Below are 25,507 nucleotides of genomic sequence, written 5' to 3'. Positions count from 1 at the left end.
TCACATGGGCTCAGTGCGCGACACGTCGGTTTTGGCGTCATCCGTGGCACGGGCGTTCCAGTAGAGGTAGATGAGAAGGACGACGAGGACGACCTGAACTGCCTTGTCGACGTAGCCGAGCGTCGTGAACTCGCCAGCGTTTGCCACGTACCAGAGAGGTATCTGGACTGCCGTGTAGAAGATACCCACGAGGTACAGCAAGCGACGGCGGTAGTCCGCTAAATAAAGGACGATCGCTCCGAGGAAGCCCGCCCCCGCGAGCGTAAGGGGGATGCGTCCCTCCACGATGCCAGCGTAGATGTGTAGAATCCCTGTAACGAAGATGAGAGCGACGGTGAGCCATCCGATAGAGGGGATCGATTCTGTCCTGACGAATCCAGTATTGTCTTGTGCCATATGGACAATACCATTCTCCAGATTATAAATACCACTCACATTCTCATACTATGAGAAGGAGTGGCAAGCATCTGTATAGTAATTTCGTCTTCACGATGGAGTCGGTTCATCCGGTCGCGTCGATCGTGCGAGGAACGTTCGGACAGCGGTAGTGAAGTAGTCGGGGTTATCGAGATTCGAAGCGTGGCCAGCATCCGGTACCTCGTCGACCTCGACATCGGAGATATGGGCCGCCAACTCTGCTGCGTGGCACTTGATGAACGGAAGTTCGTTCTCGCCGTACAGGACGAGCGTCGGAACCGTGACTGCGGAGGGTTCGAGGGGCATCTCGTGAGACCGCATCATCGAACGGATCACCTTGACGAACTCGTCGGTGGTCATCTTCGGCCCGGTTTCTCGGAGTCGTTCGACGTTCTCGTAGTCGCCGCTTGATCCGCTGAAGAACCGTTCCGTCAGCCACATGTTGACTTTCTCGATGCGTTCGTATCCGACGAGTCGAACCGATGGGACGATGGCTCGATACACTATCTGAAAGAGGAACCATTCGCCACGAGTGAGAATTTCCGGTGTGAACGTCTCGGCGAGTATCAGGCCAGCTATTCGGTCGGGAAATCTCGCAGCGTATGTCAATGCGACCGTCCCGCCCATGGAGAGTCCACAGAGGATCGGTCGGTCGAGTTCTAGCGCGGTGATGAGCGCGTGGAGATCCTCGGCGTAGAGATTCATCGAATACTCGGACTCGGTCGAGCCACCGGTTCGACCATGACCACGGAGGTCGTAGACGATCGTCGTGTAGTGTTCGCTAAGCGCATCGACTTGCTGGTTCCACATCGAATGGTCGAGGATGGAAGCGTGGACGAACACCAGCGGCGGGCCGTCACCACGCTGTTCGTAATAGGTATCGATGTCGTTCGTTCGAACGGTCGGCATATGAACTCCAGACGCGTTCTACCGCCATGAACTCACGGACGCTGCTATCTCCCGACCGGCAGATTAACGTCGATCAGTACTCGCTGGATGATGATACTGACCCGAGTTGACGTGCAAAATCTCTTATATTACCTTCTGTAACCTGTAGATCGGATGGACGAACTGCAGATCCGGCGAGCTAACGCTGCCGACGCTGACGCCCTCGCAGAAGTGTACCGAAGTGCGTATCGGGAAAACCGTGAGCTTGGGTTTCCCACTAAAGCGGAATCCGTCTCGGAAAACGAGGTCTCGGCCTGGATTCGGCAGAATCGGGTCTACGTCGCTACAATCGATGATGAGGTCATCGGCGCGGTTCGACTCGAAGTGACGGATTCAGACCGCGCAAAGCTCAGCCGTCTCGGTGTCCACGAACGATGGAAAGGGAAGGGAGTCGGTGGTCGTTTGATGGATGAGGTAGAGGAAACAGTTCGAGACGGCGATTACGATACCATCTGGCTGACAACACCGGAAGAACACCCGTACCTCCCCGAACTGTATCGGCGTCGTGGATACGAGCAGACGGGAACGTACCCCTTGGAGTATCGCGATTACGACGAGATCATCATGGAAAAGCAACTTCGATAGGGCACCGGTTGCGTATCGGACTCGATAGTGACTACTGCTCCGCTACATCGCTGTCATCTGTCGAGTACCGCTTCGGGGCCTCGCCACTCGTCGACCAGTAGCCCGTATCGTTCGACATCGACGTACTCCCCGTCGGCGAACTGCGTCTCACGGGCGGTTCCCTCGTGGACGAATCCGAGTCGTTCGCAGAGCGTTTTCGAGGCCTCGTTAGGAGCCATCGTGGTCGCCGAGATGCGGTGCAATCGAAGCTGTTGGAACCCGTATTCGAGGAGGTTTGCGCTGGCCTCGAGGGCGTAGCCGTTGCCCCACGCCTTCGGATGGAACCAGACACCGAAGTTCGCGTACCCGTCTGCATCGTTGACCGGGAACAGTTGAACCGACCCGACTGGTTCACCCGCGAACTCGCCGTCGTTCGGAATCGCGAGCAGCGAGACGCCATCTCCGTCGTTCTCTATCGACCATAGCTCGTCCCGGTAGCGATCTTCGGTGTACGGCGTTCTGAACGAACTGATGTACTGGCGGACTTTCGGGTGATTCACTCCTTTTTGGAGGAACTCGATATCGTCTTCTTCGGCTGGTTTGAGGTCGATGCGGTCGCAGTGGATGAACGTCGGTCTTGTCATGCTGTCTTGTCGTGATTTCTCTGAACGGCATTCGTCGAACGATACAACGATGGCTGGAGCTGTGCACTCGTCGGGGACGAGTTGGCGGTTAGCACAGAATCAGAACGAAACGGTCATCGGTCAGCTCTATCCTTCAATACTGTCACGGATGGGATAAGTATTCTGGTCGGTTCTCAGTAGTGATCAGAACAAGTCACATCCGGTCAGGTCGAGCCACGCGCCGAACGTTCGTTCTCTATCGGTCACGCGACCCCCGACCACCGTCAGGTTTCCGTCTGCTGTAACGTACTCCGTCTGAAATGTGCTTTCGAATCGAAGAGAGCAGCCGACGAGTGGCTGATATCCGGTGCGTCGCTGGCACGAGACAGACCCCGACCACTCATCGACTATTTCATGTCGAACACGAATCTCGTTTTTTCTCCCTTGTCGAACCCACATTCCTCGTAAAACTCGTGTTTCCACTGCGTATCCGAACCTGTCAACAGCATGACTTTGTAACAGTCCCGTTTCTCGGCCATCTCGGTCGCCTTCTCTAGACAGCGTTTTCCGAACCCGTGCCCCCTACGGTCTTCGTGCGTTATCACGTTTTCAATCAATCCGAACGGTCGAGCGTTTCTGGTTAGGTTCTCGGTGATCGAGAGCACGCACGAAGAGACGAGTCTGCCATCGTCTTCGACGACGACGATTTCGAGTGAATCATCACGTATCATGCGCTGCCACTGGTCGTGAAGTTCTTCACTTCGTACCAGTGGTGGGTCGTCGGGATTGAGCATCTGATACAGCGTCAAGAGTTCATCGAGCTCGTCTGCTCGAATCGTTCTCGCGGTTGCCATGGTGTTCCTTAGTAACTGATACGTTTATCAACACTAAGATTCAGGACGAGTCTCGTATCGCGACGTAGTTGACGATCTCACTTCCGGATTCTATCGGTTCTTTCTCCTCGATGTCGTACCCGAGGGTGGTGAGTTGGGATTCGACCTCGTCGTGTGAACAGCCGAGATGGGGATGCGCTTCCACAGTGAGGAGACGGGGTCTGAACTCGATCCCACGGAGAATCTCCAGCTCGGCCCCCTCACAGTCCAGATCGAGAACGTTACATTCGGGGATATCCTCGGGGGCAAGCTGGTCGCCGTCCGCCAGCCCGAAGATCCGTTCGCTGGAGTCGGATACTGACCCGACCGCAGCGTGTTCGACGGTAACTACTTCGGCGACGCGATTGACCCTGACTGTCCGCCGGATCGTTTCGAGCATCTTCGAACTCGGTTCGAACGTCGTCACGTCACCTTCGAAGTGAGTCATCCGAGCGGCGACGACCGTCGTCGTGCCCCAGCCACCACCGACCACGACGACACTGTCCCCACGACGGACATGACGACGGAGCGCCCAGACTGGGGTGTTCTCGTGTTCTGGATAGTAGTCGTGCTCTTCCTCGAATCCGGTGCCGGGAACAGCGACACCGTTCAAGATCCGGGTGTGAACTGCTGGCTCCTCCGTTGCATCCAACATGAATCCACCCACTCGAATCCGCCGCTTAACGCTTTTCGATGCTTGGTAACGTTTGAAGCCAGAATAGCAGCCTCAGTGGTCGTCTCTTCCAACCGTAAGAGTGTCTGAAACACTCGTCTTGGACTACCGTTTCTCCCGCTGTTCGACCTTTTCAGGTAGCTGAAATCCGAAACACACTCCATCCAAATAAAGCGTCTTTTGAGAACTCAAACGCCCTAAATCGAGATGTATGGGTACTCAGTCGTGTTCGTATATAAATAGCTGATCGAGGGTGGCTTACTTGGGTACTCCTATGGCTTCGCTTCGAAGACCAGACTGGTCGGCGTCTCTGCCGCGCGGCGAAAGCGCGTAAAGCCACCCTCGGTGACGACTTTACGAGTCTGCTCCTCACCCGCTTGTGCGCCGAGACCGTAGCCGATATCCTGACTGAGCGAATTCGGTGTACAGGCCACTGTCGAAATCGAGTACGCGAGGCGGCCATACGGAGTGAGGTTGTCTTCGACCCGATCCTCGGCATAGGGTTCGACGATCATCCACGCCCCGTCGTCGGTGAGCGTCTCCCGGACGTGGGCCGCAACACCGACAGGATCGCCCATGTCGTGGAAGCAGTTGAACATCGTTACCAGGTCGTAGTCGGTTCCCTTGTACTCCCTCGCGGTTGCCACCTCGAACTCGACGCGGTCGGCGACGCGCGCCTTTTCCGCCCGCTCGTGTGCTACCGCGATCGAGGCCTCGTGGTAGTCGATACCGACGACCGTCGAGTTGGGGTACGCTTCGGCCATGCGGATCGTCGGTGCGCCGTGTCCACAGCCTACGTCGACAATCCGCCCGCCCGCTTTCAGCTTCTCATCAACCCCGTCAAACGCCTCGATCCAGTCGATTAGGAACGCCCCATAAGATGGCCCGAAGAAGCGTTCCGTGCCGTGAAACACGTCTTCGTCGTGTTCGTGCCAGCCGATGCCCTCGCCCGTTCGAAATGCATCCCGGAGTTCGGGTTCGATCTTCGATATTGCCGCGACCAGCTGGAACGCGCCCGGCATGAACACTGGGCTTTCCCTGTTGGCTAACACGTATGCCTGCTCGGGGGAGAGACCATAGCGATCGGTCTCGGGGTCGTAGGACACGTACCCGCCGGCTGCCTGCGCGCGTAGCCATTCGCGGACGTAGCGTTCTGCGGTATCCGTTTTCTCGGCCACCTCGGCGGACGTGAGCGGCCCAGCGTCGTCCAGTACCGCATAGAGACCGAGTTCATCCCCGATGACGGCCAGCGCAGCGTGGATCGTCGCGCCGAGATCGACGAGCGACGTTTCCACGAGTTCGTTCAGTTTCTCTTCGTTGATCGGATCTCCTTCCGCGTGGGTTTCTGTTGCCATCGTTTTGTTTCCGTTGTTACACGATTTTTAGGACTTCATTTCGGAGTTCCTTGTCCGTGTAGTCTTTCCCGTGAACGTCTCGCATGTGGGTTTTCGCCAATTCGACCGCTTCTTCCTCGTTTTCCGATTGAATAATGAACCGGCAATCGGCTGCTGCCGCTTCACAATCCAGCCTGTGGGCTTGTGCCATCTCTGAACACTCCAGATACACCATCGACGGCAATCGGAATAACAGTAATTAGAACTACATTTCTATTGGAGTGCTGACCGAATCTTATTTCTATAAACAAATCAATACATTGTTTCTAGCTCGACGGATCTCGGGTCAAGTTCCCCGGCATCCGCCGACACCCATTGAGGTTTCTCGTTTCCGTGTTGTATGGTAACACGGAAAGAGCCTTTACCCACGTTCACATCTATACTGTATGGCTTCCCCGGGCACGAGCGAAACAGAACGGTCGGCACCACCCACCGGGAATGAGGCATTTCAGATCCTCTCGGATGAAACCAGACTCGTCATACTGCAAGCCCTTTGGGAAGCCAACGATCCAGCGGACGAGACGCCGATGCGGTTCGCCGAACTCCGTGAACGCGTCGGCGTCGACGATCCTGGCCGCCTCAACTACCACTTGAACAAGCTCACGACCCACTTCGTCCGTCGGAACGAGGACGGATACGAGCTCAGGGATTCGGGAAAGCGGATCGTCAGAATGCTCCTCTCCGGGGCCGCGATCGACGACCCAGAGATCGAATCCGTGGAGGTGAATATCGCGTGTTGGTACTGCGGAGGACAACCTGAGTTGAGCTACCGGGACGGTTGGCGCTACTTGGAGTGCACCAGCTGCGACGCTCGGTGCGTCGAAACGTTTCCGCCTGGCGTTATCAGCAAGAACGAATTTCCACCATCAGGGTTGCGGGGCCGGACGCCGAACGAAATTAACGGAGCTGACCGGATTTGGGGCGCTCATCGACGAGCGTCAGTGATGGACGGCGTTTGTCCGGAGTGCGCGGGCGATATGCCGGTCACCTCGGTCGAGATCTGCGACGATCACCAACCGAATTGGGACGAGTACCAGTTCTGCGAGGGCTGTGGATCGATCTTCTGGATGCTCGTCTCGCACGTCTGCGAGGGGTGTAAGTATCGGTGGCGGATGCCGACACTGTTCTACCCGACGAGACAACCGGCGGTGATCGCATTCTATTACGAGCACGGCATCGAGTTCGACCTCGCCGCGTACGAACAGCGCGACCTCCTCCTCGACTTCCAAGAGGAACTCCTCTCGGAGGATCCGTTTCGTATCCGCATCTCGATTCTGTTGGAGGACGAAGCGCTACGACTCACATACGATGAACGGATGGAAGTGGTAGACGTGAACCGGCGAGAATAAGAGAACGAGATTCTCTGTCTTATCTGCGCAACCGAACTGCCCCCTCACTGACCTACCGTCAAAGGAAAGAGCACCTGCCGAAAGAAGAATCGACTGCTCGACCGACGATGAAATCCCTGAAATGCCTGATTTCGGCTACCTGCTCTCTCTTTGTTCCACTTTGTTCAGATAGACGAAATCCGTAACATAACTCGGCGGAATAAACTCATTATAGAGAATTCAGACTATCGAAAGCAAGCGATACAGACGCTTTCACGGGCTCGCATATAAATGACTCTGCGCCACAGATGGTGAAGCCATGTTGACAACCGCAGTCAGTAAGACATCACCGCGTTTGTGCTGAATGCAGGGCGCGTATATCCCGTCCGAATCCGGCAGAAGCTAAACGGGCGCATCTATCATTTGTCACCGTGGGATTCCATTCGTTAAGACGTCACCTCTCGCTCCATCACTCAACGTCAAAATCCACGAATGAGACAGGTATATTTTGACCCACCCAAATGACTCCACGAATGGCTGATCTCTACCCACAGCAAGAAGCATACAATCAAGGACTATTAGATGTGGGCGACGAAAATCTAGTGCATTGGGAGGAATATGGCAATCCGGATGGGAAGCCTGCCCTCGTCGTCCATGGTGGCCCCGGATCAGGATGTAGACCTCGATCTTGTCAGTACTTCGATCCGGATCGGTACAGGGTAGTTCTCTTTGACCAGCGGGGATGTGGGGAAAGTACACCACCTGCAAGTGATCCGGCTACGAATATGAGCTATAATACAACCGGTCATTTGCTTGCCGACATGGAACACCTTCGTCAGCATCTATATATCGATCGCTGGTTACTCTTCGGTGGATCTTGGGGTTCTACGTTACTCTTGGCGTACGCTGAACAGTATCCGGATCGTGTTTCCGAGATTGTTATCTCACCAGTCACTACCACCCGACAATCTGAGATCGATTGGCTTTATCAGGGACTGTCCCGCTTCCTGCCGGAAGCATGGGAGCAGTTCCGAGCAGGTGTCCCCGATGCTGACACCGACGACGACATCGTCGCCGCCTACGCACGTCGTATGGGCGACCCCGACTCTCAGGTGCGGATACAAGCCGCGAATGCATGGTGTGCGTGGGAAGACACGGTCATTTCTCATGAGTCGGAAAAAGAGGTACGGGCCTATAGCAGCGGCTCGCTGGCTTGGAGATTGTCGTTCGTTCGCATCGCATCACACTATTTTTCACATGCAGCATGGCTCGATGAGGAACAGCTGTTACGCAACGCCGATCATTTGACCGGCATCCCAGGTGTTCTGGTCCATGGTCGACTTGATCTTGCTGCGCCACTCGAAACTGCGTGGGAACTCAATCGTGCGTGGCCAGATGCAGAATTGAGTATCGTTGATAACTCAGGACACACTGGCGGTGAGACGATGCGGGTGCATGTGCGCAACGCGCTCGATTTATTCGCCGAGCGATAGCTCGTCCGTCGACAATGTCCTGATGAAGATGTCCTCTGTATGCAGCACGCTACTCCTGTTATCTGCCGGACTACAGTACGTTGATTCATCGACCAGTAGCAATTTCCGCCAATTGACAGCCTTGTGATCGGATGTCCCTCGGATATTCCGTCAGTCGCCGCACGGTCACGCTTCGATTCAGTACCCGGGCGGCTATGGAACTGTGGTATCGTTCACCAATCTGGGAACGAAAGAACAACTTCCGGAAGAATAATTAGCCACCTGATCCGGGAGAGAAGCCCTGAAGCACCAAAATTCGGCTACCGACTCTCCCGCTGCTCCACCTTGTTCAGGTCTCAGACTGATGTTACAGATTTCGCCTAAATTGCCGCGTTCTATCTTCGACTCGGGATGAAGCCCGACAGCAGGATGGATGCGTAGGCCAGCAACAGCATTCCGCCGAAGTACTTCGCGGCACCCGGAACCATGTTCGGGAACACAGTCCCGAACCACGCGACCGCGAGAGAGTCGAGCAACATGCCGGGGAGTACCAGCGCGATTGCGGCTTGCAGTCGTGTCGCTCCTGTCACGCCACGCCACCGATAGAGTACTAATGCGAGTCCAATCATCGCTGGCACGACGGCGACGAACAGTCCTCCCACCACGACGGGCGCAGACGGGTTGAGCAAGTACTGTCCAGCGAGACGAAACGCTACCGTCGCCGCAAGCCAGACGGCGAATCCAAGGAGGAGAAAGACGCGAGTCGTCGGCGCGGTGAGCGATGGGAGCGATTCTGCCCGTTGGGTCATCGTTTCAGTCGACATACAGTATATATCGACGTATGAAATCATCAGCCGTCTGGTCGGGAATTTCCACGCTCCTCGGAATCCTTTACACGTCCACAGTCGTCTGTGAAGGCAGATAGCTGTGACAGACCCCACCGAACTCGTCGAAATCATCTCTCGGCGTCACGGAATACTCCGCGTGTTGAGCAGGTCGCCGCGTGAGCGCCACGAACTCGTCGACGACCTCGAAGACGCGAAGTCGACGGTCTACAAGGGTGTCACGCAACTACTGGAAATGGAACTCATAGAGCAGACCGGCGATGGATTGCGTCCGACGCTGTTCGGGTCGGTCGCACTCCGTCGGTACGAGGAGTTGGCTCAGACAGCAGTCCTGAGATCAGTCCTCGCGGGACTCCCAGCGGAGGCTATCGACCCGGTGGTGTTCGTCGGTTCAGAGTTCGTCACGCCTGACGCTGGTTCCGTAGGACGCCATCTCGAATACGCCCATCGTCTGCTGGCAACGGCGGACGACGTACGCGGAGTCGTTCCTGCGGCATCGACCGAGAACGTCGACGTGGTGAGCGACCGAGTGAATTGTGGTGAACTGACCGCCGAGTTCGTCCTCTCCAAAGAGTTGGGAGACAGCCTTCGAGGAAGTCAGGACGACGCCGTGGCGTCACTACTCGACAGTGGGGCGGTTCTCTGGCAGACTGAGAGTCACGTCCCGTTCGGTGTCTTCGTCGTCCGTGGAGAGGAGAGCCGGATGGGTATCGAATTTCGAGACGGGAACCTCGTGACCGGATTACTGCTAAACGATACAGTGGAGAGCGTCGACTGGGCCGAAACACAGATTTCGAGGTACAAATCCGACGCTGAACGCGTGACCGTCGAGCGGTGACGCGTTAGAACACGGCCCGATATCTGTACTAAACGTTACCTCTTATCACGCTGTTCTACTTTGTTCAGTTCGATTAACAGCCGAAAGATCGCCTTCACCAGATTCGAATCGACGTCGAACCGTTTCGCGTTTTCACCTGCTCTGTCCATCACCCGCTGCTCTTGAGACTCGTCCGTCGTCGGGATGTCCTCGGCCTCCTTCACTCGCGCCACCGTCTCGGCGACGTAGGTTCTGCGGGCGATGAGTTCTACTATCTCGCGGTCGATGGACTCTATCTCTTCGCGGAGCTCTGCGAGCGTCATATCGTTCGGGTTCCGTCTGTCTGGGTCGTCGTTAGCCACGTCGTGCCCTCCCGTGCCTTCCATCTCTCTCGCACGTCCTTTAAAACTGCTTGCTCTCCCACCGCGACGAAACTCGGGCCGGTCCCAGACAGTGTCACACCCCGGACATCCGGTAGAGCGTCGAGCAGTGGATCGGCCGTGAAATCGAGCGCGCCACAGAACGCGAATCCGTTGACGGTCATCGCTCGACCGTAATCTCCATCGAGTGCGAGTTCGGCGACGAGTTCGGCCATGGGTGCGATCCGGCGACAGCGTGAGACGTCAGCGTCTGCCGAGAATGCCTGCTCCGGCGGCGTCCAGACGAGCACGTCCCACTCGACCTCCTCGCGGGCGAGCAGTTCGTCTCGGTCGTTGTCGGTGACGGTTACACCGCCGAGCATACTCGCGCTAGCGTCGTCGAAGGCTCCGGTGACGGTGACGCCGACATCGCGGGCTGCCTGCACGCCAAGTCGGCAGGCGTCTTCTCGGGGCATCTCGATATCGAGCGCAGAGAGGGTCGCCAGCACCGTCGCGTTCGCGGCGGCGCTCGAACTCTTCAGTCCGGAGGCCATCGGTACCTCGCTCTCGGTGCGAACCGTCGCGCCGTAGTCGGCATCCTGGGTTTCGAGGACGAGTTCGACGCATCGCTCGATGAGGCGGGTGTCGGCTTCTTGCGAATCCGCGATCTCACCGCGAATCTCGGTGGAATCGTCCAATTCCACCTCCGCGATGGTGTCGGCGTCGATGGCGAACGCCGACCCAGTACCCGTGGCGAGTGCGTTGAGCACCGTCCCGGCGGCAGGTGCGCTCGCGCGTCCGTACATGTTCTCGCGTTCGCAAGGGGCCGTCTTCAGGATGGCGGTGGTGGCAGTTCGTGCCCGTCAGGTAGGCGCAGGCGATTCAGAGCGCTCGTCGGTTGGGTCGCGGAGGTCGCCGATGACCGCTTCGAGCGCGTCCGTCGCGGTGACGAGGCCGACGACCTCCCCGTCCTCCATCACCAACGCGAGTTCCTGATTTTCGATCTGCAACAGATCGAGCGCGTCGCTGATGGTGGTGTTCGCGGCGATCGTCATCGGAGGGTGAGCGACCGCTTCGAGCGTCATCTCCCCCGATTCGAGTGCGTCGTGTTCGCGGTAGAGTGCTGGCATGTACACGTTACCTCGGTAGTCGTCGAACGACCCTCCGATGAGCGGGAAGCGAGTGTGAGGATGGTTTCGAACGCGCTTTAGGTTCTCTTCGAGCGTGTCTTCCGTCGAAACGGCCATGATGTCCTCGCGCGGAATCATGATATCCCGAATCGGCGTTTCCCCGATCTTCAGCGCGTTCATCACTTCTTCGTATCGCTCTTCTGGGAGGTCACCGCGTTCGAGCACCGAACCCAATTCGTTCCGTAAGTCGGCGCGCGATTCGATAGCGTCTTTTTCGGCGTCCTTCCACGCGCCAGTGATCTCGACGCCGAACAGTTTCAGCGTCCACTTTGCTACCCCGTCGCCGAGCGTGATTATCGGAGCGATAGCGCGATAGAACCAGTACAATGGTGTCGCTCCGTACCGACACACGAACTTCGTTCGTTCGACGCCGAGATACGTCGGCGTCTGCTCACCGTGTGTCAAGTGAACGAGGTTGATGATGAGGAAACCGAGCAGCGCCCCCGCTCCGACGGAGGCGAGTCCGGTGTTGGCGAATATCGGCTCGAAGATGGCAGCTAACGCTGGTTCCGCGACGATACCTACCGCGATACTGGAGGCGGTGATACCAACCTGACAACTCGTGAGATATAGTTCGAGGTTATCCGTCATCTCCCACGCTCGTCGCAGGCCAGGCGTGTCGAACTCCGATTCTGAGTACTGACGAACCCGCGTAAGGGCGAATTCGATGGCGACGAAATATCCGTTCGTCAGTATCAATAGAAGTCCCACGCCGAGCCGAGCAGCGACTATCGGAGTTTCCATCGGCTTTGTCTAATAGTAGCGGAAGGGTAAGTTCTTTGCCCAGATAACGAGATACGCCCAGATTTCGAAGAAACTAGCCGATATTCGATCGACTCGGTACCACCACCCCGGAACGCGGCTCTTTTGCCCTTCCCCGGTCAATCGTCGGATATGACCGTCCGCAACGACGTATCCCCGGACACAGTCGGCGTCGAACTCACCAAAGACGGCATCGTCGTCGAGTACACAGACGGGCGAGAGGTGTTCTACCACGGGATTCCGGCGAAAGTGCAGGATACCCTCCGAACCCAACCCGGCAAGCTCGTACAGGTGCTCGTCACCGACCCCACTGAGACGGAAGGTGTGATGACCTACGTCAACGACCGCAAGACCGACGACGAGATCCTCGAAGAGAGTGGCGTCGGTCGGATCATCGTCGAACCCGGCGAGGAAGAAGAACTGTTCCCCGGTGTGACGGTGCGCTCGGAGGGATACGCCATCGAGGTAGATGCCGACCCCGACATCGCTCGTGGCCGGGTGTTCGTCTTCGAGGAGGACGAACTTGGAGAACGCTCGTTCGAGTTCGTGAACGAGGACGGAGACGGCGACGACCCCGAGGAATAATGCCGCTCTCGAAACGCTGGCAGACCCTCGACAGGGGGACGGTCGGGCGCGCGCCCGAACGCTGGGGGATGTACGAACTCGGTTCCGACGGCGAAGTCCAGGAGATCAGCTCTGGTGTCCTGCGCGACGAACTGAAGACCCATCTCACCTACAGCGATGCCGAGCAGGTTCGCTGGGAGGCGTGCCAGTCGCGGGAGCACGCCGAGGAGATGGCGCGAGAGCACCGGGAACGGGCGGGGTTAGGGTGAGCGTTGGTTCACGTCGTATCTGACGATAACAGCGAGCAGGGAGTCGATGACTAAGTGGTGGACGATGATCGCCGTGGAGTACGTTTCCGCTCGTTTTCGAATTCAACTCTGGAATCGTCTCTATCGGCCTCGGAGTGATGCTACGGGGTCGTACCACCTATCGTTCGCTCGCCTGACGGACTCCTTCGTCATTTCATTCAAATTATTAATAATCTACTTGAGTCAGGGAAAAAACATTTACTGCTGGTAGTCACACGTTTCGTATGGATTGGAGATACCTCGCTCGATCCTGCGGCCTTTACACGATTCTGTTCGGGGGCGGCACCGTGACGATCGCGTACGTCCTTCCGTCGTCTGTCCGCGGATACGCGCTCCTGGGAGCCATCGCAGTCGGGTTGCTCCTGCTCGGTCGTGCAGTAAGTTCGGGGGAGAACGGCCCGATTAGTGGCGGTACCCCCGCAGGGGCGTCGACGGCCCTCAGTTCGTCGGGGTCGAACGACGTGTTCGACCCACCCGACCGCGCCAGCGCCAGAGCGTGGTCGGTGTTCTACGGTATCGGATTGCTGGTGTTCGGAATCGTCGCGATCAGTACGCTTCTCTGACACTCAGTTACCGGTCGGTGACGCTCGCTCTTCGTCGGCGTCCTTCCACTCGCCGAGTCCCGCCGGGTCAAGATGGATGTGAACGTCTCCGATATCAGGACGCGAGATGAGCGTGTCCCGAAGTTCTGTCTCGATGTCGTGGGCCTCGATGAATGTATGCTCTGCATCGACTTCGGCGTGGAACTCGACTTCCAGGACTGTTCCGGCGTGGTAGGCGGTGAAGTCGTGAACACCGTGTACGTCGTCGTGGCCGAGGATCTCGTCTCGAATCTCGTCCCGGACGTGCTCGGGCGCGGCGGTGTCCACGAGATAATCGACGTTCTCGCGCGAGACCTCGATTCCCTGGTGGATGACAAGGAGGCTGACCAGCGCGGCCGCGAGCGGGTCGAGCACGGGAACGCCGCCGGCCATCCCGGCCACACCGACGACCGCCGCCACAGTGGTGTAGAGGTCGTTCTTGCTGTCGGCGACGAGGGCGGTCAAACCAGGGGACTGAACGACGCGGTTGACGCGCTTCGTGTACCAGTAACAGAAGTAGCGGTCGAGGAACGCGAACGCGAGTCCAACGACGAGGAAGATACTGTAGTGGGATTCGGGTGCTGCCCGGATGGACTGCCACGCGTCGAAAAGCAGTTTCAGGCCGAGCAAGACGAGCGTTCCGCCGACGAACAGCGCAGTGAGGGGTTCGAATCGCTGATGGCCGTGGGGGTGGTCGGTGTCCGGCCCCTCGAACGAGAGGCGACCCCAGACCAGTACCACCGCACTGGCCAGTAGGTCGGCGACGGAGTGGGCGGCGTCGGCGACGAGTGCGAGACTCCCGAAGACAAGTCCGAGGCCGCCTTCCACCACGATCTTGAGGACGTTCGTGGCGACGTTGACCCACGACGCCTTGAGGAATGCAGTGCGGTGGTCGGCCATTCGTCCTGTTGTGTACCGGCTACTGTTAAGAATATGTTGATTAGATTGAACAAATATCGGTTTTAGAGTGAATCTAAAGCTTGCAGAAATGGGTGTTCTGAGGAGTACGTCACTGATTCATCGATTTTTGAACATCGAGTGGAAGACGAGTGACGACTACACTATTCGCCGCGACATCACGATCAGACCGATCACGAGCAGACCGATGCCCCAGTAGAGCGAATCGTAAGGGAGCCACTTGAGCAACAGCGTGACGATGCCGGACGTGAAAAGCGACCACCCGATAGTTGTGCGAGTTCCCATATTTGTTGCACGACAGCCATTCCTTTCAACACTGTGCTTGCACGGGTCGAAAGTGTTGTTCGTGGAACCCTACTGGATGTACGAAGGGTCCTCTGCGTCACAGTTTTCCTCGTGTTGTCGCGCGTCGTCACGGTCGTTGAACATCAGCCCACACTGTTCGCACTGGAACCACGTCATGTCGTCGCGCTCGGTTTGGGCCACCATAATTGAAGCTAGGTCTGCATCGGACAAAGGCATTTCTCCGGGAAACCCTGAAGACAATCGGGCGACGAGTAAGCGATATGACGAATGAACCGACGGTCACGCTCACCGTCCGGGGCGCGGAAAAGCGCGACGGCGGGCGCGGTATCGCTCGTATCGCCGACGCGGCCCGCCAGCGACTCGGCGTGCTGAGCGGTGACACCGTCGCCGTCGAGGGCGACGAGACGACGGTCGTGAAGGTGTGGCCCGCCGCGAGCACCCTCCCCGAGAACACCATCCAGATCGACGCCGAAACGCGAGCGAACGCCGGCGTTCGAATCGGGGACGAGGTTTCGGTACGACCGATCTCCGTTTCAGACGCGAAATCGATCACCGTCGTTCCGAAGGCGAACTTCTCGCTGGACGACGTCGATACGCTCGAATCAGCCGCGAAGCGCGAACTCCTGGATCGCCCCGTGAGTGCCGGAGAACGCGCCAGAATCGAGCGATTGGGTGACGCAGGTCTGTTCGTCGTCTCGAAGACCGACCCGGATGGAACCGTTCGAATCACGAGCGACACCGACGTCCAGGTGTCGCTGTCGAATCTCACGGATTCGGTGACGCCCACGAAATCAGCTGGCGGAAACACGACGCTGACCGAGGTGACCGGCGCGACGTACGAGGATATCGGCGGGATGGACGAGGAACTCCGCCGCGTCCGGGAGATGGTCGAACTGCCGCTCTCGAATCCGGAGTTGTTCCGTCGACTGGGAATCGACCCGCCGAAGGGCGTCCTGCTCTACGGACCGCCCGGCACGGGTAAGACTCTCATCGCCAAGGCTGTGGCGAACGAGGTGAACGCCCACTTCATCTCAGTTTCGGGACCAGAGGTGATGAGCAAATACAAGGGTGAGAGCGAAGAGCGCCTTCGAGAGATATTCACCGAGGCAGACGAGAACGCGCCTGCCATCATCTTCTTCGACGAAGTGGACAGCCTCGGCGGCAAGCGGGACGACGAGAGCGACATGGAGAATCGGCTGGTCGCTCAGATGCTCTCGTTGATGGACGGCCTCGAATCTCGGGGCGAAGTCGTCGTCATCGGTGCGACGAACCGGGTGGACGCCATCGACCCGGCGCTCCGCCGGGGTGGTCGATTCGACCGCGAGATCGAGATCGGTGCACCGGACGAAGGTGGCAGACGCGAGATCCTCGAAGTCCACACTCGCGGGATGCCACTCGCAGACGACGTCGCCATCGACCGTCTCGCCGCGACGACACACGGGTTCGTCGGCGCGGACCTCCACGCGCTCGTCACCGAAGCGGCGATGGCTGCCCTCCGTCGAGCGCGAGATTCGGGGGGTGACGACGAAGCGCTCCTCTCGGTCGAGGTCAACCGCGAGGACTTCAACACCGCTATGTCGAGCGTCGAACCCTCCGCGATGCGCGAGTTCGTCGCGGAGGCCCCCGAAATCTCTTTCGAGAACGTCGGCGGCTTGGAAGAGGCGAAACAGACGCTCATCGAGGCGGTCGAGTGGCCGCTCTCCTACAGCAACCTCTTCGAAACGACGAACACTGAGCCACCGACAGGAGTGCTGCTCTACGGGCCACCCGGCACCGGAAAGACGCTCCTCGCGCGTGCGTTGGCGGGCGAGAGCGACGTGAACTTCATCCACGTTGCCGGGCCGGAACTGCTCGACCGATACGTCGGCGAGAGCGAGAAGGCGGTTCGAGACGTGTTCGACCGCGCCAGACAGGCCTCCCCCGCCATCGTGTTCTTCGACGAGATCGACGCCCTCGCCTCTCAACGCGGTGAGTCACACGAGGTGACAGAACGCGTCGTCTCGCAACTGCTGACCGAACTCGACGGTCTCACCGAAAATCCGAATCTCGTCGTCCTCGCGGCGACCAATCGCCGCGACGCCCTTGACCCTGCACTCCTTCGCCCCGGTCGGATCGAATCCCACGTCGAGATCCCTGCCCCGAACGAAGCCGGACGACGCAAGATCCTCTCGGTCCACGCCAGCGACAAGCCGCTGGCCGACGACGTGGATCTGGACGCACTTGCCGCAGAACTGGAGGGTTACACGGGCGCAGACCTGGAAGCACTCGTTCGAAACGCCTCGATGCGAGCCATCCGCGAGGCCGCCGAGGAGTGGGGAGCGGACGAGGCGAACGACCGGGCAGACGAGATCGTCATCGAAACGCGCCACTTCGACGTGGCGCGGGAGTTCGTCCAGCCGACGATGTAGGAAGCCTGTATGTCAGTCGGAACCGTCACCAGTAGATGTCGCTCGCACGGTAGCAGCGGTCGTAGGCCGCCAGTCCCTCACCCGGAAGAATCTCTCGTAGATGGAAGTCGTCGTAGAGGGTCGAGTTTCTGTAATCGACGAACGTCATCGGGACGACGAGGTCACCTTCCTCACGGACGACGCTCGCCACGCCGACGTAAGTGTGTCCGTGGCGGTCGTCGTAGACCGTCGCACCGAGAACCGGTGGCTGTTGCCGACCGGCGGAAACCGAGTGTAACGCCTCGATAGCACGCCACGTGAACTCGAAACAGAACATCCCGTCCGTCTTCCCTGATTCGAGTGCCTCGAACGTCGTCGGCGATTCGAAGTGTCGCCGAAGATCCATCGCTCCGAAGATGACGTTGTCCTCGATAGACCCCACAATGTACCGTGGAAGGTCGTATTCGGTGTACTCACGGAATCCGTCGACGAGACCTTCGAGGGTTGCCTTCGGGTTCGCCGGTGGTGCTCCTGCAAACGATTCGACGGCCGCAGGCTCGACGTTCCGAACGCGGTTGCTACGAAACGCCTCGACGGTGAACGGACGAGCATCCGCTGACTGCAGGCGGTCGAAGAACTGCTCGTACTGGGAGAATTCGAATCGAAACGCGCCAGCATCGATGGCCGAGAAATCACGGATGAGTTGTTCAAGCGGGCCGCCGCCGAGTCCGAATTCGGCGTCGAGGACGGCAGCCTCTTCGGGAGATGCCGGCAGTGAGAGGGTTCGCCGTGTCTCACTGTCGTGAACGTGAATCTCGTTGTCGCGGAATCGAAGTCGATACCCTGAGACCGTCGTCGTGAACGCTGATGGTTCAAATCGTTTGCGTGCGATTGCGGTGAGGTTCTGCTCACGAAGATTCGTTCCAGTGACGACACCGAATCCGAGGAGGGCGTTGTCTATCGCCTTCCCTGCCGCAATCGTCGTTGCACCGCTACCCAGTCCGACGAGTAACTGGCGACGGGTCAGGTCGGGCTCAGCGACCTCCGAGAACACCTCCGGCCGGTTCACATCCGAGCGTCGATACGTGACGGTATAAGTCTTCTATCTATCACGTTTTCGAGCGTGATTTCGATGACTGAGATAGCTGCGTGAGTCAGGCGGACGGACAGGAGTGTTCGACGAGTTCGACCCTACGAGTCGGTTCGGGGCCATCGAGTCGTGTGGGTTGCTCGACGTAGTAGACCGTGACGGTGACCAGATCGTCTTCGTGCGCCGTGTTCCAGCGATGGCACAGATAGTCGGCGAAGTGAGGGCGAAGGTCGGCGTTTCCGCCCCGTTGAAGATCGAGCAGATACACCAGCCACCGATGACTGGGGAACGTCTCGGAAACGTCCGAGGGTTTCCTCCATCGAACCGGTGACCGATGGAGGGCGTCTATCTGGTCGCCCGATTCGAGTCGTGCAGGAACCACGTACCACCCATCGGTTCCCCGTGGTTCCGGGGCGAACATGTCCCAGCGACGTTCCCCAGGGTCGACGGTCGAATCGATGCTTTCGGGAAGGTCGGCGTAACCGAGCGCGGCAGCGTTCCAGACGAGGATGAAAGTCAGAAAGATGGCAACGACGACGGATGCGGGCCGACGTTTCCACTGGTGAACCGATGGCGGGATTTCGAAGCGGGAGTCCGACGAGAGACTGGCGAATCGCTTGCGCCAGCCGATCACATCGATTCTCGGTTCGAGAGACGAGAGTCGTCGCTCTACCCTCTCCCAGACCACACCGGGGAAGAACGGTAGCAGCGAAGCCATCGAGATGAGCGGAAACAGCCCGAGGCGCATAGTCAGGAGCATCCCGAGATGCATCCCGACGAACAGTGAGGCGAACACGGCCCGTGACCATCCAGTCAGGAGAACCAACAGCACCGAGGAGATGACCAACGCGAGCCAGATTCTGTCGAAGAGTCTGAGCAGTGTTGGATACTGAGCCAACACGTCCCCCAGCAACACGGTGAGCTGGTCGAGACTGAACACGTACAGGATCGCGTCGCTACGAACCCAGAGGTCGCCCCGGAGTTTCAACACGGCATTCGTGGTGTAGATGAGTACCACCTGGAGCAACAGCGCGGCGGACGCCACGCTCGCAACCCGACTCCGTGGCCGCTCGGCACGGAGTGAATCCACCGACCAGCGGTCACCGAGAGGCAAGAAGAGACTCCAGAACAGGAGCCGTCGAAGGATGGAGTCCCCGGCGTTCAGGAGGACGGGGTTGCGAGCTTGCAGCGATACCAGCAATGCGAACGAGACGAACGTCACGAGCCTCGTCCGGTACCCCAGAAGGAGCGCCAGCGCAAAGCCACCTGCCACGAGAAACAGGATGGTCTGTACCCATGCAGTTCCAGAGACGGTATGGAACGAAAGCTGCGCGATTCCAGGAAATCCTTCGTAAAGGGCTGCTCGCGGCAGAACTCCTGAGTCGGTGTAGTGTGCGACGAGGTCACGCGACCGAACGAAGAGGTCGGTGAGCAACAGCAGTCCGAGCGTGATACGGAGCGCAGCCAGTGCTCGCGTGTCGATACCGAATCGGCGGGCGAGTGCGTTCCGGCTACGGACGCGGAGGTTCGAAGCGAGCGCGCGCAGGTCAACCGGGCGTTGGGGGAGCGCACTCGACCAGTTCATGACCGGGAGTTGTAACGAAACGGAATAAGTCTTCTATCTTCGACTATCCATCTCGAAGGATTTCGCCCGTAAAAGCTACTAGCCTCACGGTGGTATGCCGTACCATGACGGACGCATTCGTTCACATCCGCGCCGAACCGTCGTCCGTGATGCACGCAGCGCGTGAAGTCGCCGAAATCGAAGAAGTAACGTCAGCACACATCGTTACAGGGGAGTACGACGTTATCGCGCAACTCGACCTGGACGACCCCGACGACCTCCCGCACGTCGTCGCCGAGAAGATCCAGAACGCGCCACCCGTCGAGCGGACGATGACGAGCGTGGCCTTCGAAGCCGAGTAGTCACTGTTCGGCCACCGTAACCTCGAACGTTCGCCGAATCGCCTTGGTCTGCATCGATAGTGGCAAACTCGGGTTCACAGACGCACCATTCGTACCGTCTCCCTCGCGCGCCTGCCGGGCCGCCTGTGCGGGCGTGCAGGGGAGGTGGACGAACCCCATCGGAATACCTCGTTCTTCGAACTCCAGATACGCCCGCGTCGAGTAAAGGACGTTGTTGCAGAGATGCGTCCCGGCGGTGTTCGAGACGTGCGCCGGAATCCCGTCTTCGAGCAGATTCTCGACGACCGAGACGACGGGAAGCGTGGCGAAGTAGCCCGCGTCGGCGTCCGAGATGATACGTTCGTTACGAGGTTCGGCGTCGGCGTTGTCCGGGGTGCTTCCGCAGTCGTCGACGTTGATACCGACGCGCTCGACGCTGATACCTGGTCGTCCCGCCGCGAGGCCAGTGGCGACGATAACGGTCGGATCGTGGGCTTCGACGAGTGATCGCATCTCGTCTGCTGTTCGTTCGAACTCCACGGGGAGGACGTGGCCCGAGACTTCGTGGCTCGCTATCTGCTCATCGTCGAGTTCGCGCGCCACCTGTTCGCTGGGATTTTCGTCGTAGTCGCCGAACGGTTCGTAGCCGGTCAGGAGGAGCGTCATGGCAAATTTTCTCGTTCGGTGTGGCTTAACGATTGTCAGTCTGTCGGGACGCAGCGTCAACCGAAGAAGATGAGCAGCAAGGGCACCACGAGGAGCGAGAGGAGGAACCCGGCGAAATAGGCAACGGTACTGACGAGTTCGTTCTGCATCGCATCGATGAATCGAGTGTACGCCGGATACAGTAGCAACGTCAGCATCGTCACGAGCATTCCGAAGGCCAGCAACACGACGACGGTCATCACACCGATCGGCGTATCGAGCGCGATTGCGACGACGAGCGTATCGACCAGCGTCCCGATGTTTGCGCCCAGAACGTAGGGGATGATCTCGTTTCGTTTGATGTGCCCCCGGTTGTAAAGTGGAACGACCACGCCGAGCGAGAATGCGACGCTGGTCGTGAGTCCGGTGACGATGAGTCCGAGACCGAACGAGACCCACTTGTCGTCCAGACGGGTGAGGTACCGTCCCCGGAGGTGTTGTACGTCGATGCGTTTGAGGATGCCGTCGAACAGTCGCATGCTCAGGAAGATCGCACCGATCGCGATCACGAACGCCACCTCAGCACCGACCGATTCGATCACTCCCTCGGTGAGTATCGGGAATACGTCTGGAACGTCCGTCTTCGGTTGAACACCGGTTCGTTCCGGTACCGAAGGGAGAACCCACGGTATCGAGACGTATCCTAGCACCAACACCGGGAGGTATATCGAATGTGTGAGAAGGAACGTGAGCAGTCCCAGACTCACCGACTCACGGAGTGTGTCGATCTCCTCGTGCACGTAATCGAACGCCCCGATGAGGACGACGATGGCGGCGGCCCCGAGCCGAGAGCCGATTATCATCATGAACAACTGCGAGGGGAGGATGAGGTTCGATTCGAACAGGGAGAGCGCGAGGGCAGCGACGATGGTACCGTTCGCCAGTACGTACGAGGCGAGCCAACTGATGCCGAGCGCCGACCAGTCGCCGACGACCACCTGTTGCAGAACCCGTGAGAGAAAGGGGGCGAGCGCGTCTGTCGAAGATCGTAACAGTCGAATCGCAAAAAGGAACAGAAATACGGTTGCGAGCACCCGGAGCGAGAGCGATAACTGTCGCTGTGAAGGAAATCGTTCGTAAACCGTCTCCCAACTAATCCTTCCCACCTGCCCAGAGATACTCCCCTTGAAGGCTAAAGGATTGTCCCGACTCGAAATGGAGTGTCGAACTCATGTATCCGGAACGCTCTTCAGGGAGAACACGGGCGATTTCGCGGTCGTGAATGTGACGACGAGAGCGACTAGTCCCAGAACGCCTGCGTCCGGGCGTACTCTCGCTCTCGTGCGAGGATATCGCGGTAGAAATCGTCTTCGTCCTCTCGCAGTTTAGCGATGATCCGGGCAGCATTTTGCGGGCCGACGCCACGCGCTGCCAACGCGATGACCGCCTGCTTGCCGTGGCTCTGAACGAGGTTCGCGGCTCGGAACGCGCGTTCTGTCATCTTCTCCTGTTCGTCGTCTCGCTCGTTGGCCCTGACCGCTTTCACGACCTCGTCGGCCCACGGGTTGAGGGCGGCGATTCGCGTCGAACCGCACTCCGGGCATCTCGGCTGGTCGGCGACGCGCTTTACCTTCGTCTTCCGTTTCCAGTCTTGGCAGTGCAGACAGAACAGGATGGTCTGGTCGTTCTCGATCCGTTCTCTGACCGTCTGGATGACGCTCGCGTCGGCATTCTCGGGCGCGAGCAGTTCTCGGCCCGAAGAGCGACCACCGCTTCCGACCGGGGTTCGCCTGCCGGTCGAGACGACTTCGATCTCGTCCGTCTGAATCCGACGGAGCACGGCTTCTGCTTGCTCGACCGCGAGATCGTCGTGAAACACTTCGCGTACCGCTTCGTCGTACATCGGGGTGTCCTCCAGCGCACCAAGCAATCGCCCCATCGACACCTGCCCTCGCCCCTCCCAGCGATTGAGCGCGCCGAACTTGGCGGCCACCTGCGCCAGCGTGAACTTGAGGGTGTCGGAGTGTTTCAGCGAGAGTTCGATGAGCGGACCGACGTGCTCGGGATCGGTAGTCTCCAGCACTTCGATGACCGTTCGACCATCGACTTTCGGCGGCACGTCCAGTTCGATCCGGTAGGGGTCGATCTCCATGCCGACCGACGACCCTGTGCGCTGGCCGACGAGCGACGAGAGCATCCGACCGAGCGTCTCGTTCACCTTGTGGCCGAAACTGGCGTTGACGACGATCTTCTGAGGGGCGTACTCCACGACGATCCGGTCGCTCGTCGGAATCGGGGCCTCGGCTTCGGCCTGTCGGTCGATCTGTTCGAGTGCCGACTCGGCGGTGTGCTGGTCGGTCGGATAGCGGTTCGTGAACTCCGTTGCTACTCCTTCTCGGGGTGCCCCGCGCTCGAACTGCGGCCCGGCGACGGCACGCATCTCGCCGACCTCCTGGGCGACCTCGAACGGAACCGGAATCTCCTCGCCGACCCACGAGGGAACTTCGCCACCGGGGTCTTCGATGGGGGAGACGTTGACGCGACTCTCTTCGTCGTCTATCTCCGCGATGCGCCACATCTCGCCACGTTGGATGAACACCTCGCCGGGTTCAGCGAAGTTGACGACGAATCGCTCGTCCAGCGACCCGACCGGTGACCCACTCGCCATGTCGTAGACGGTGTAGGTTTCCTCGTCGGGAATCATCGAGAGGTTGGCGTAGAAGTACTGCCACGTCTTGCTCGATTTCTCGATCTGGTCTTTCTCCTCGTCCAGCCAGACCAACCGATTCCCTTTCAGTTCCCGGACGACCGCCTTGAACTCGTCTTCTTCGAGGTCGCGGAAGGGATAGGCACGAGTGACGATCTCGTAGGCTCGCCGGGCGTCGATCTCACCGAAATCCATGACGAGACCGACGATCTGATTCGCCACCGTGTCGAGGCTCGCGTGATGGATGTGCGCAGGCTCCACGTCGCCCTCGGTCGCGCGCCGGGCGATCGCCATCGCCTCCAGCGCGTCGTCGGGGTGCGAGGTGACGATGGTTCCCTCCGACACCTCGTCCATCCGGTGGCCCGCGCGGCCCACGCGCTGGAGCAGGCGCGCGACCTCGCGCGGACTCTGATACTGCACGACGTGGTCGATTCGCCCCACGTCGATACCGAGTTCCATCGAGGAGGTACAGAGCAGGGCGTCTAACTCGCCCGCCTTGAAACGGTCTTCCACGTCGATCCGGGCTTCTTTCGAGAGACTGCCGTGGTGGACGCCGATGTTCGTGCCGAGTTCGAGAAAGCGCGACCCCAGTGCTTCGGCGGTCTGGCGCGTATTGACGAAGATGAGCGTCGAATCGTGGTCGTCCACGATATCTCGAATCGCCCGGACGTGGCTGGCGATGTCCGGATTCGTCATCAGCTTTCTCGCCAGTCGCTCGTCTTCGTCTCCGATCTCGGGTTCGTACACCCGGAAATCGACCTTGCTCCCCACGTTCACCTCGATGATCTCACAGCCCCGATCTCCGGTGAGGAATTTCCCGACCTCCTCGGGGTCGCCGACCGTGGCCGAGAGGCCGATCCGCTGGAACTCCCCCGCGAGTTCGTACAGTCGTTCCAGTCCGATGGTCAACTGCGCCCCGCGTTTCGCGCTGGCGAGTTCGTGAACCTCGTCCACGACGACGTGACGTACGTCCTCCAACGCTTTCCGCAACTTCGACCCGGTGAGCATCGCTTGTAGTGTCTCGGGGGTCGTCACCAGCACGTCCGGCGGGTCGTTCGCCTGTTTCTGGCGCTGGTAGTCGGTGGTGTCGCCGTGGCGAACGTCGATTCGAACGTCGAGCGTCTGGCCCCACCACTCCAGTCGCTGTCGCATGTCGCGGTTCAGGGCTCGGAGCGGGGTGATGTAGAGTACAGAGATGCCGAACTGCGGTTCGGCCTCGGCGATCGAATCGAACACGGGGAGCATCGCCGTCTCGGTCTTTCCAGTCCCGGTCGGCGCGATGACGAGTCCGTGACTTCCGTCTGCGAGGGGTGGAATCGCGCGCTTCTGAGGTTCGGTTGGCGTCTTGAACCCGCGTTCCGAGAGCGCCGACCGTACCTCGGAGCCGAATCGCGCGAAGGCCGCAGAATCCGCGGCCTGCTGGTCGCTCATTCGTGATTTCCGGGTAGGGGTTCAGGCGAATTAAGTCCATTGCCCTCGCGAGTGGTCTGGGGGTTTTGTTTTCGAGAGTATCGTTTTCTATTCGAGAGAACCGTGCTATCGCGGTAGCGTCGTCCTCGAAAGCCCCCACATGCTGAACTCGCGCGCACCACGCTGCGCTCCTCAACTCGGTCGCACGCGAAGGAACGAGTTCTTCGCTGTTCTCGTTCGCTCCCGGTGGTTACTCTCGAGAACGTTGCTCCCTCGCTTTGCAGTGCTGACGGGGTCGTGCTTCGTCCAGCACGCCCGGAGAGCGTGCCTTCGCGTGCCACCGCGACGAAATTGGTTCCAAAGAGAAATCATCCAACCAGACACAAAATCTTCTCGCCGAGTACGACCAGAACCTTTCAAGC

28 protein-coding genes are annotated in these 25,507 nt (G+C 59.1%); 9 read left to right on the top strand and 19 right to left on the bottom strand.

Annotated elements, in window-relative coordinates:
- Both ACR3FE_RS01685 and ACR3FE_RS01680 read right to left on the bottom strand, forming a co-directional pair.
- Positions 1-396 (bottom strand): DUF7475 family protein, encoded by a 396-nt coding sequence (locus ACR3FE_RS01685; RefSeq protein WP_458204911.1) that lies wholly within the window; start codon positions 394-396, stop codon positions 1-3.
- 90 nt (positions 397-486) lie between these two features.
- Positions 487-1,326 (bottom strand): alpha/beta fold hydrolase, encoded by an 840-nt coding sequence (locus ACR3FE_RS01680; protein WP_458204909.1) that lies wholly within the window; start codon positions 1,324-1,326, stop codon positions 487-489.
- A gap of 153 nt (positions 1,327-1,479) precedes the next feature.
- On the opposite strand from ACR3FE_RS01680, the gene ACR3FE_RS01675 reads away from it, so the two are divergent.
- Positions 1,480-1,950, top strand: a complete 471-nt coding sequence (locus tag ACR3FE_RS01675; protein ID WP_458204908.1) for a GNAT family N-acetyltransferase — start codon at positions 1,480-1,482, stop codon at positions 1,948-1,950.
- A 53-nt stretch (positions 1,951-2,003) separates the two neighbouring features.
- Here ACR3FE_RS01675 and ACR3FE_RS01670 read toward each other — a convergent pair whose 3' ends face one another.
- From ACR3FE_RS01670 to ACR3FE_RS01650, 5 genes are all read right to left on the bottom strand, one after another.
- A complete protein-coding gene (locus tag ACR3FE_RS01670) occupies positions 2,004-2,573 on the bottom strand; it encodes a GNAT family N-acetyltransferase (protein WP_458204907.1) in 570 nt (189 codons plus the stop codon).
- A 386-nt stretch (positions 2,574-2,959) separates the two neighbouring features.
- Complete coding sequence (locus ACR3FE_RS01665; RefSeq protein WP_458204906.1) at positions 2,960-3,406, bottom strand: GNAT family N-acetyltransferase; 447 nt, start codon at positions 3,404-3,406, stop codon at positions 2,960-2,962.
- A gap of 40 nt (positions 3,407-3,446) precedes the next feature.
- A complete protein-coding gene (locus tag ACR3FE_RS01660; RefSeq protein WP_458204905.1) occupies positions 3,447-4,079 on the bottom strand; it encodes an FkbM family methyltransferase in 633 nt (210 codons plus the stop codon).
- A 290-nt stretch (positions 4,080-4,369) separates the two neighbouring features.
- A complete protein-coding gene (locus ACR3FE_RS01655; RefSeq protein ID WP_458204903.1) occupies positions 4,370-5,452 on the bottom strand; it encodes a class I SAM-dependent methyltransferase in 1,083 nt (360 codons plus the stop codon).
- A 16-nt stretch (positions 5,453-5,468) separates the two neighbouring features.
- Positions 5,469-5,642, bottom strand: a complete 174-nt coding sequence (locus tag ACR3FE_RS01650; protein ID WP_458204901.1) for a DUF1059 domain-containing protein — start codon at positions 5,640-5,642, stop codon at positions 5,469-5,471.
- A gap of 235 nt (positions 5,643-5,877) precedes the next feature.
- Between ACR3FE_RS01650 and ACR3FE_RS01645 the strand changes: the two genes are divergently transcribed.
- Complete coding sequence (locus tag ACR3FE_RS01645) at positions 5,878-6,840, top strand: winged helix-turn-helix domain-containing protein (protein ID WP_458204900.1); 963 nt, start codon at positions 5,878-5,880, stop codon at positions 6,838-6,840.
- A 512-nt stretch (positions 6,841-7,352) separates the two neighbouring features.
- The gene (gene pip, locus ACR3FE_RS01640; protein WP_458204899.1) at positions 7,353-8,312 is read left to right on the top strand and encodes a prolyl aminopeptidase; all 960 of its coding nucleotides are present in this window, start codon (positions 7,353-7,355) and stop codon (positions 8,310-8,312) included.
- Between the two features lie 374 nt (positions 8,313-8,686).
- On the opposite strand, the gene ACR3FE_RS01635 is transcribed toward pip, so the two are convergent.
- Positions 8,687-9,115: a DUF5367 family protein gene (locus ACR3FE_RS01635; RefSeq protein WP_458204897.1), complete on the bottom strand. Its 429-nt coding sequence runs from the start codon at positions 9,113-9,115 to the stop codon at positions 8,687-8,689.
- A 103-nt stretch (positions 9,116-9,218) separates the two neighbouring features.
- Between ACR3FE_RS01635 and ACR3FE_RS01630 the strand changes: the two genes are divergently transcribed.
- A complete protein-coding gene (locus tag ACR3FE_RS01630; protein WP_458204895.1) occupies positions 9,219-9,974 on the top strand; it encodes a helix-turn-helix transcriptional regulator in 756 nt (251 codons plus the stop codon).
- 35 nt (positions 9,975-10,009) lie between these two features.
- On the opposite strand, the gene ACR3FE_RS01625 is transcribed toward ACR3FE_RS01630, so the two are convergent.
- The 3 genes from ACR3FE_RS01625 to ACR3FE_RS01615 are packed head-to-tail and all read right to left on the bottom strand — an operon-like array spanning position 10,010 to position 12,246.
- Positions 10,010-10,276, bottom strand: a complete 267-nt coding sequence (locus ACR3FE_RS01625) for a chorismate mutase (RefSeq protein WP_458205995.1) — start codon at positions 10,274-10,276, stop codon at positions 10,010-10,012.
- The gene (locus tag ACR3FE_RS01620) at positions 10,273-11,118 is read right to left on the bottom strand and encodes a shikimate kinase (RefSeq protein WP_458204894.1); all 846 of its coding nucleotides are present in this window, start codon (positions 11,116-11,118) and stop codon (positions 10,273-10,275) included. Before ACR3FE_RS01620 ends, ACR3FE_RS01625 begins: the two co-directional genes overlap by 4 nt.
- 57 nt (positions 11,119-11,175) lie before the next feature.
- Positions 11,176-12,246 (bottom strand): hemolysin family protein, encoded by a 1,071-nt coding sequence (locus ACR3FE_RS01615; protein ID WP_458204892.1) that lies wholly within the window; start codon positions 12,244-12,246, stop codon positions 11,176-11,178.
- A gap of 150 nt (positions 12,247-12,396) precedes the next feature.
- Here ACR3FE_RS01615 and ACR3FE_RS01610 point away from each other — a divergent pair, with 150 nt between their 5' ends.
- The 3 genes from ACR3FE_RS01610 to ACR3FE_RS01600 all read left to right on the top strand — a co-directional run bounded on the left by ACR3FE_RS01610 (position 12,397) and on the right by ACR3FE_RS01600 (position 13,699).
- Positions 12,397-12,849, top strand: a complete 453-nt coding sequence (locus tag ACR3FE_RS01610) for a DUF5796 family protein (RefSeq protein ID WP_458204891.1) — start codon at positions 12,397-12,399, stop codon at positions 12,847-12,849.
- Positions 12,849-13,097 (top strand): DUF7508 domain-containing protein, encoded by a 249-nt coding sequence (locus ACR3FE_RS01605; protein WP_458204889.1) that lies wholly within the window; start codon positions 12,849-12,851, stop codon positions 13,095-13,097. Before ACR3FE_RS01610 ends, ACR3FE_RS01605 begins: the two co-directional genes overlap by 1 nt.
- A gap of 263 nt (positions 13,098-13,360) precedes the next feature.
- Positions 13,361-13,699, top strand: coding sequence for a DUF8070 family membrane protein (locus tag ACR3FE_RS01600; RefSeq protein WP_458204888.1), 339 nt, complete (start codon positions 13,361-13,363; stop codon positions 13,697-13,699).
- Between the two features lie 3 nt (positions 13,700-13,702).
- Here ACR3FE_RS01600 and ACR3FE_RS01595 read toward each other — a convergent pair whose 3' ends face one another.
- From ACR3FE_RS01595 to ACR3FE_RS01585, 3 genes are all read right to left on the bottom strand, one after another.
- Positions 13,703-14,617: a cation diffusion facilitator family transporter gene (locus ACR3FE_RS01595; protein WP_458204886.1), complete on the bottom strand. Its 915-nt coding sequence runs from the start codon at positions 14,615-14,617 to the stop codon at positions 13,703-13,705.
- A 156-nt stretch (positions 14,618-14,773) separates the two neighbouring features.
- Positions 14,774-14,920, bottom strand: coding sequence for a hypothetical protein (locus ACR3FE_RS01590; protein WP_458204885.1), 147 nt, complete (start codon positions 14,918-14,920; stop codon positions 14,774-14,776).
- Positions 14,921-14,989: 69 nt separating this feature from the next.
- Positions 14,990-15,124 (bottom strand): DUF7128 family protein, encoded by a 135-nt coding sequence (locus tag ACR3FE_RS01585; protein WP_458204883.1) that lies wholly within the window; start codon positions 15,122-15,124, stop codon positions 14,990-14,992.
- 77 nt (positions 15,125-15,201) lie between these two features.
- On the opposite strand from ACR3FE_RS01585, the gene ACR3FE_RS01580 reads away from it, so the two are divergent.
- The gene (locus ACR3FE_RS01580; protein WP_458204882.1) at positions 15,202-17,349 is read left to right on the top strand and encodes a CDC48 family AAA ATPase; all 2,148 of its coding nucleotides are present in this window, start codon (positions 15,202-15,204) and stop codon (positions 17,347-17,349) included.
- A gap of 25 nt (positions 17,350-17,374) precedes the next feature.
- Here ACR3FE_RS01580 and ACR3FE_RS01575 read toward each other — a convergent pair whose 3' ends face one another.
- Both ACR3FE_RS01575 and ACR3FE_RS01570 read right to left on the bottom strand, forming a co-directional pair.
- Positions 17,375-18,397 carry a hypothetical protein gene (locus tag ACR3FE_RS01575; protein ID WP_458204881.1) on the bottom strand — a complete coding sequence of 341 codons (1,023 nt, stop codon included), beginning with the start codon at positions 18,395-18,397 and terminating at the stop codon, positions 17,375-17,377.
- Positions 18,398-18,482: 85 nt separating this feature from the next.
- Positions 18,483-20,003: an HTTM domain-containing protein gene (locus ACR3FE_RS01570; RefSeq protein WP_458204879.1), complete on the bottom strand. Its 1,521-nt coding sequence runs from the start codon at positions 20,001-20,003 to the stop codon at positions 18,483-18,485.
- A 104-nt stretch (positions 20,004-20,107) separates the two neighbouring features.
- On the opposite strand from ACR3FE_RS01570, the gene ACR3FE_RS01565 reads away from it, so the two are divergent.
- Complete coding sequence (locus tag ACR3FE_RS01565; RefSeq protein WP_458204878.1) at positions 20,108-20,344, top strand: Lrp/AsnC family transcriptional regulator; 237 nt, start codon at positions 20,108-20,110, stop codon at positions 20,342-20,344.
- Here ACR3FE_RS01565 and ACR3FE_RS01560 read toward each other — a convergent pair whose 3' ends face one another.
- The 3 genes from ACR3FE_RS01560 to ACR3FE_RS01550 form a co-directional block, all read right to left on the bottom strand.
- Positions 20,345-20,989: a pyroglutamyl-peptidase I gene (locus ACR3FE_RS01560; protein WP_458204876.1), complete on the bottom strand. Its 645-nt coding sequence runs from the start codon at positions 20,987-20,989 to the stop codon at positions 20,345-20,347.
- Between the two features lie 56 nt (positions 20,990-21,045).
- The gene (locus tag ACR3FE_RS01555; protein WP_458204875.1) at positions 21,046-22,134 is read right to left on the bottom strand and encodes a sodium:phosphate symporter; all 1,089 of its coding nucleotides are present in this window, start codon (positions 22,132-22,134) and stop codon (positions 21,046-21,048) included.
- A 134-nt stretch (positions 22,135-22,268) separates the two neighbouring features.
- On the bottom strand, positions 22,269-25,106 hold the full coding sequence (locus ACR3FE_RS01550; RefSeq protein WP_458204874.1) for a DEAD/DEAH box helicase: 2,838 nt from the start codon (positions 25,104-25,106) through the stop codon (positions 22,269-22,271).
- Between the last annotated feature and the right edge of the window lie 401 nt (positions 25,107-25,507).

It is taken from the genome of Haladaptatus rarus (assembly GCF_054177585.1).
This window is presented reverse-complemented; position numbering and strand designations above follow the sequence as displayed.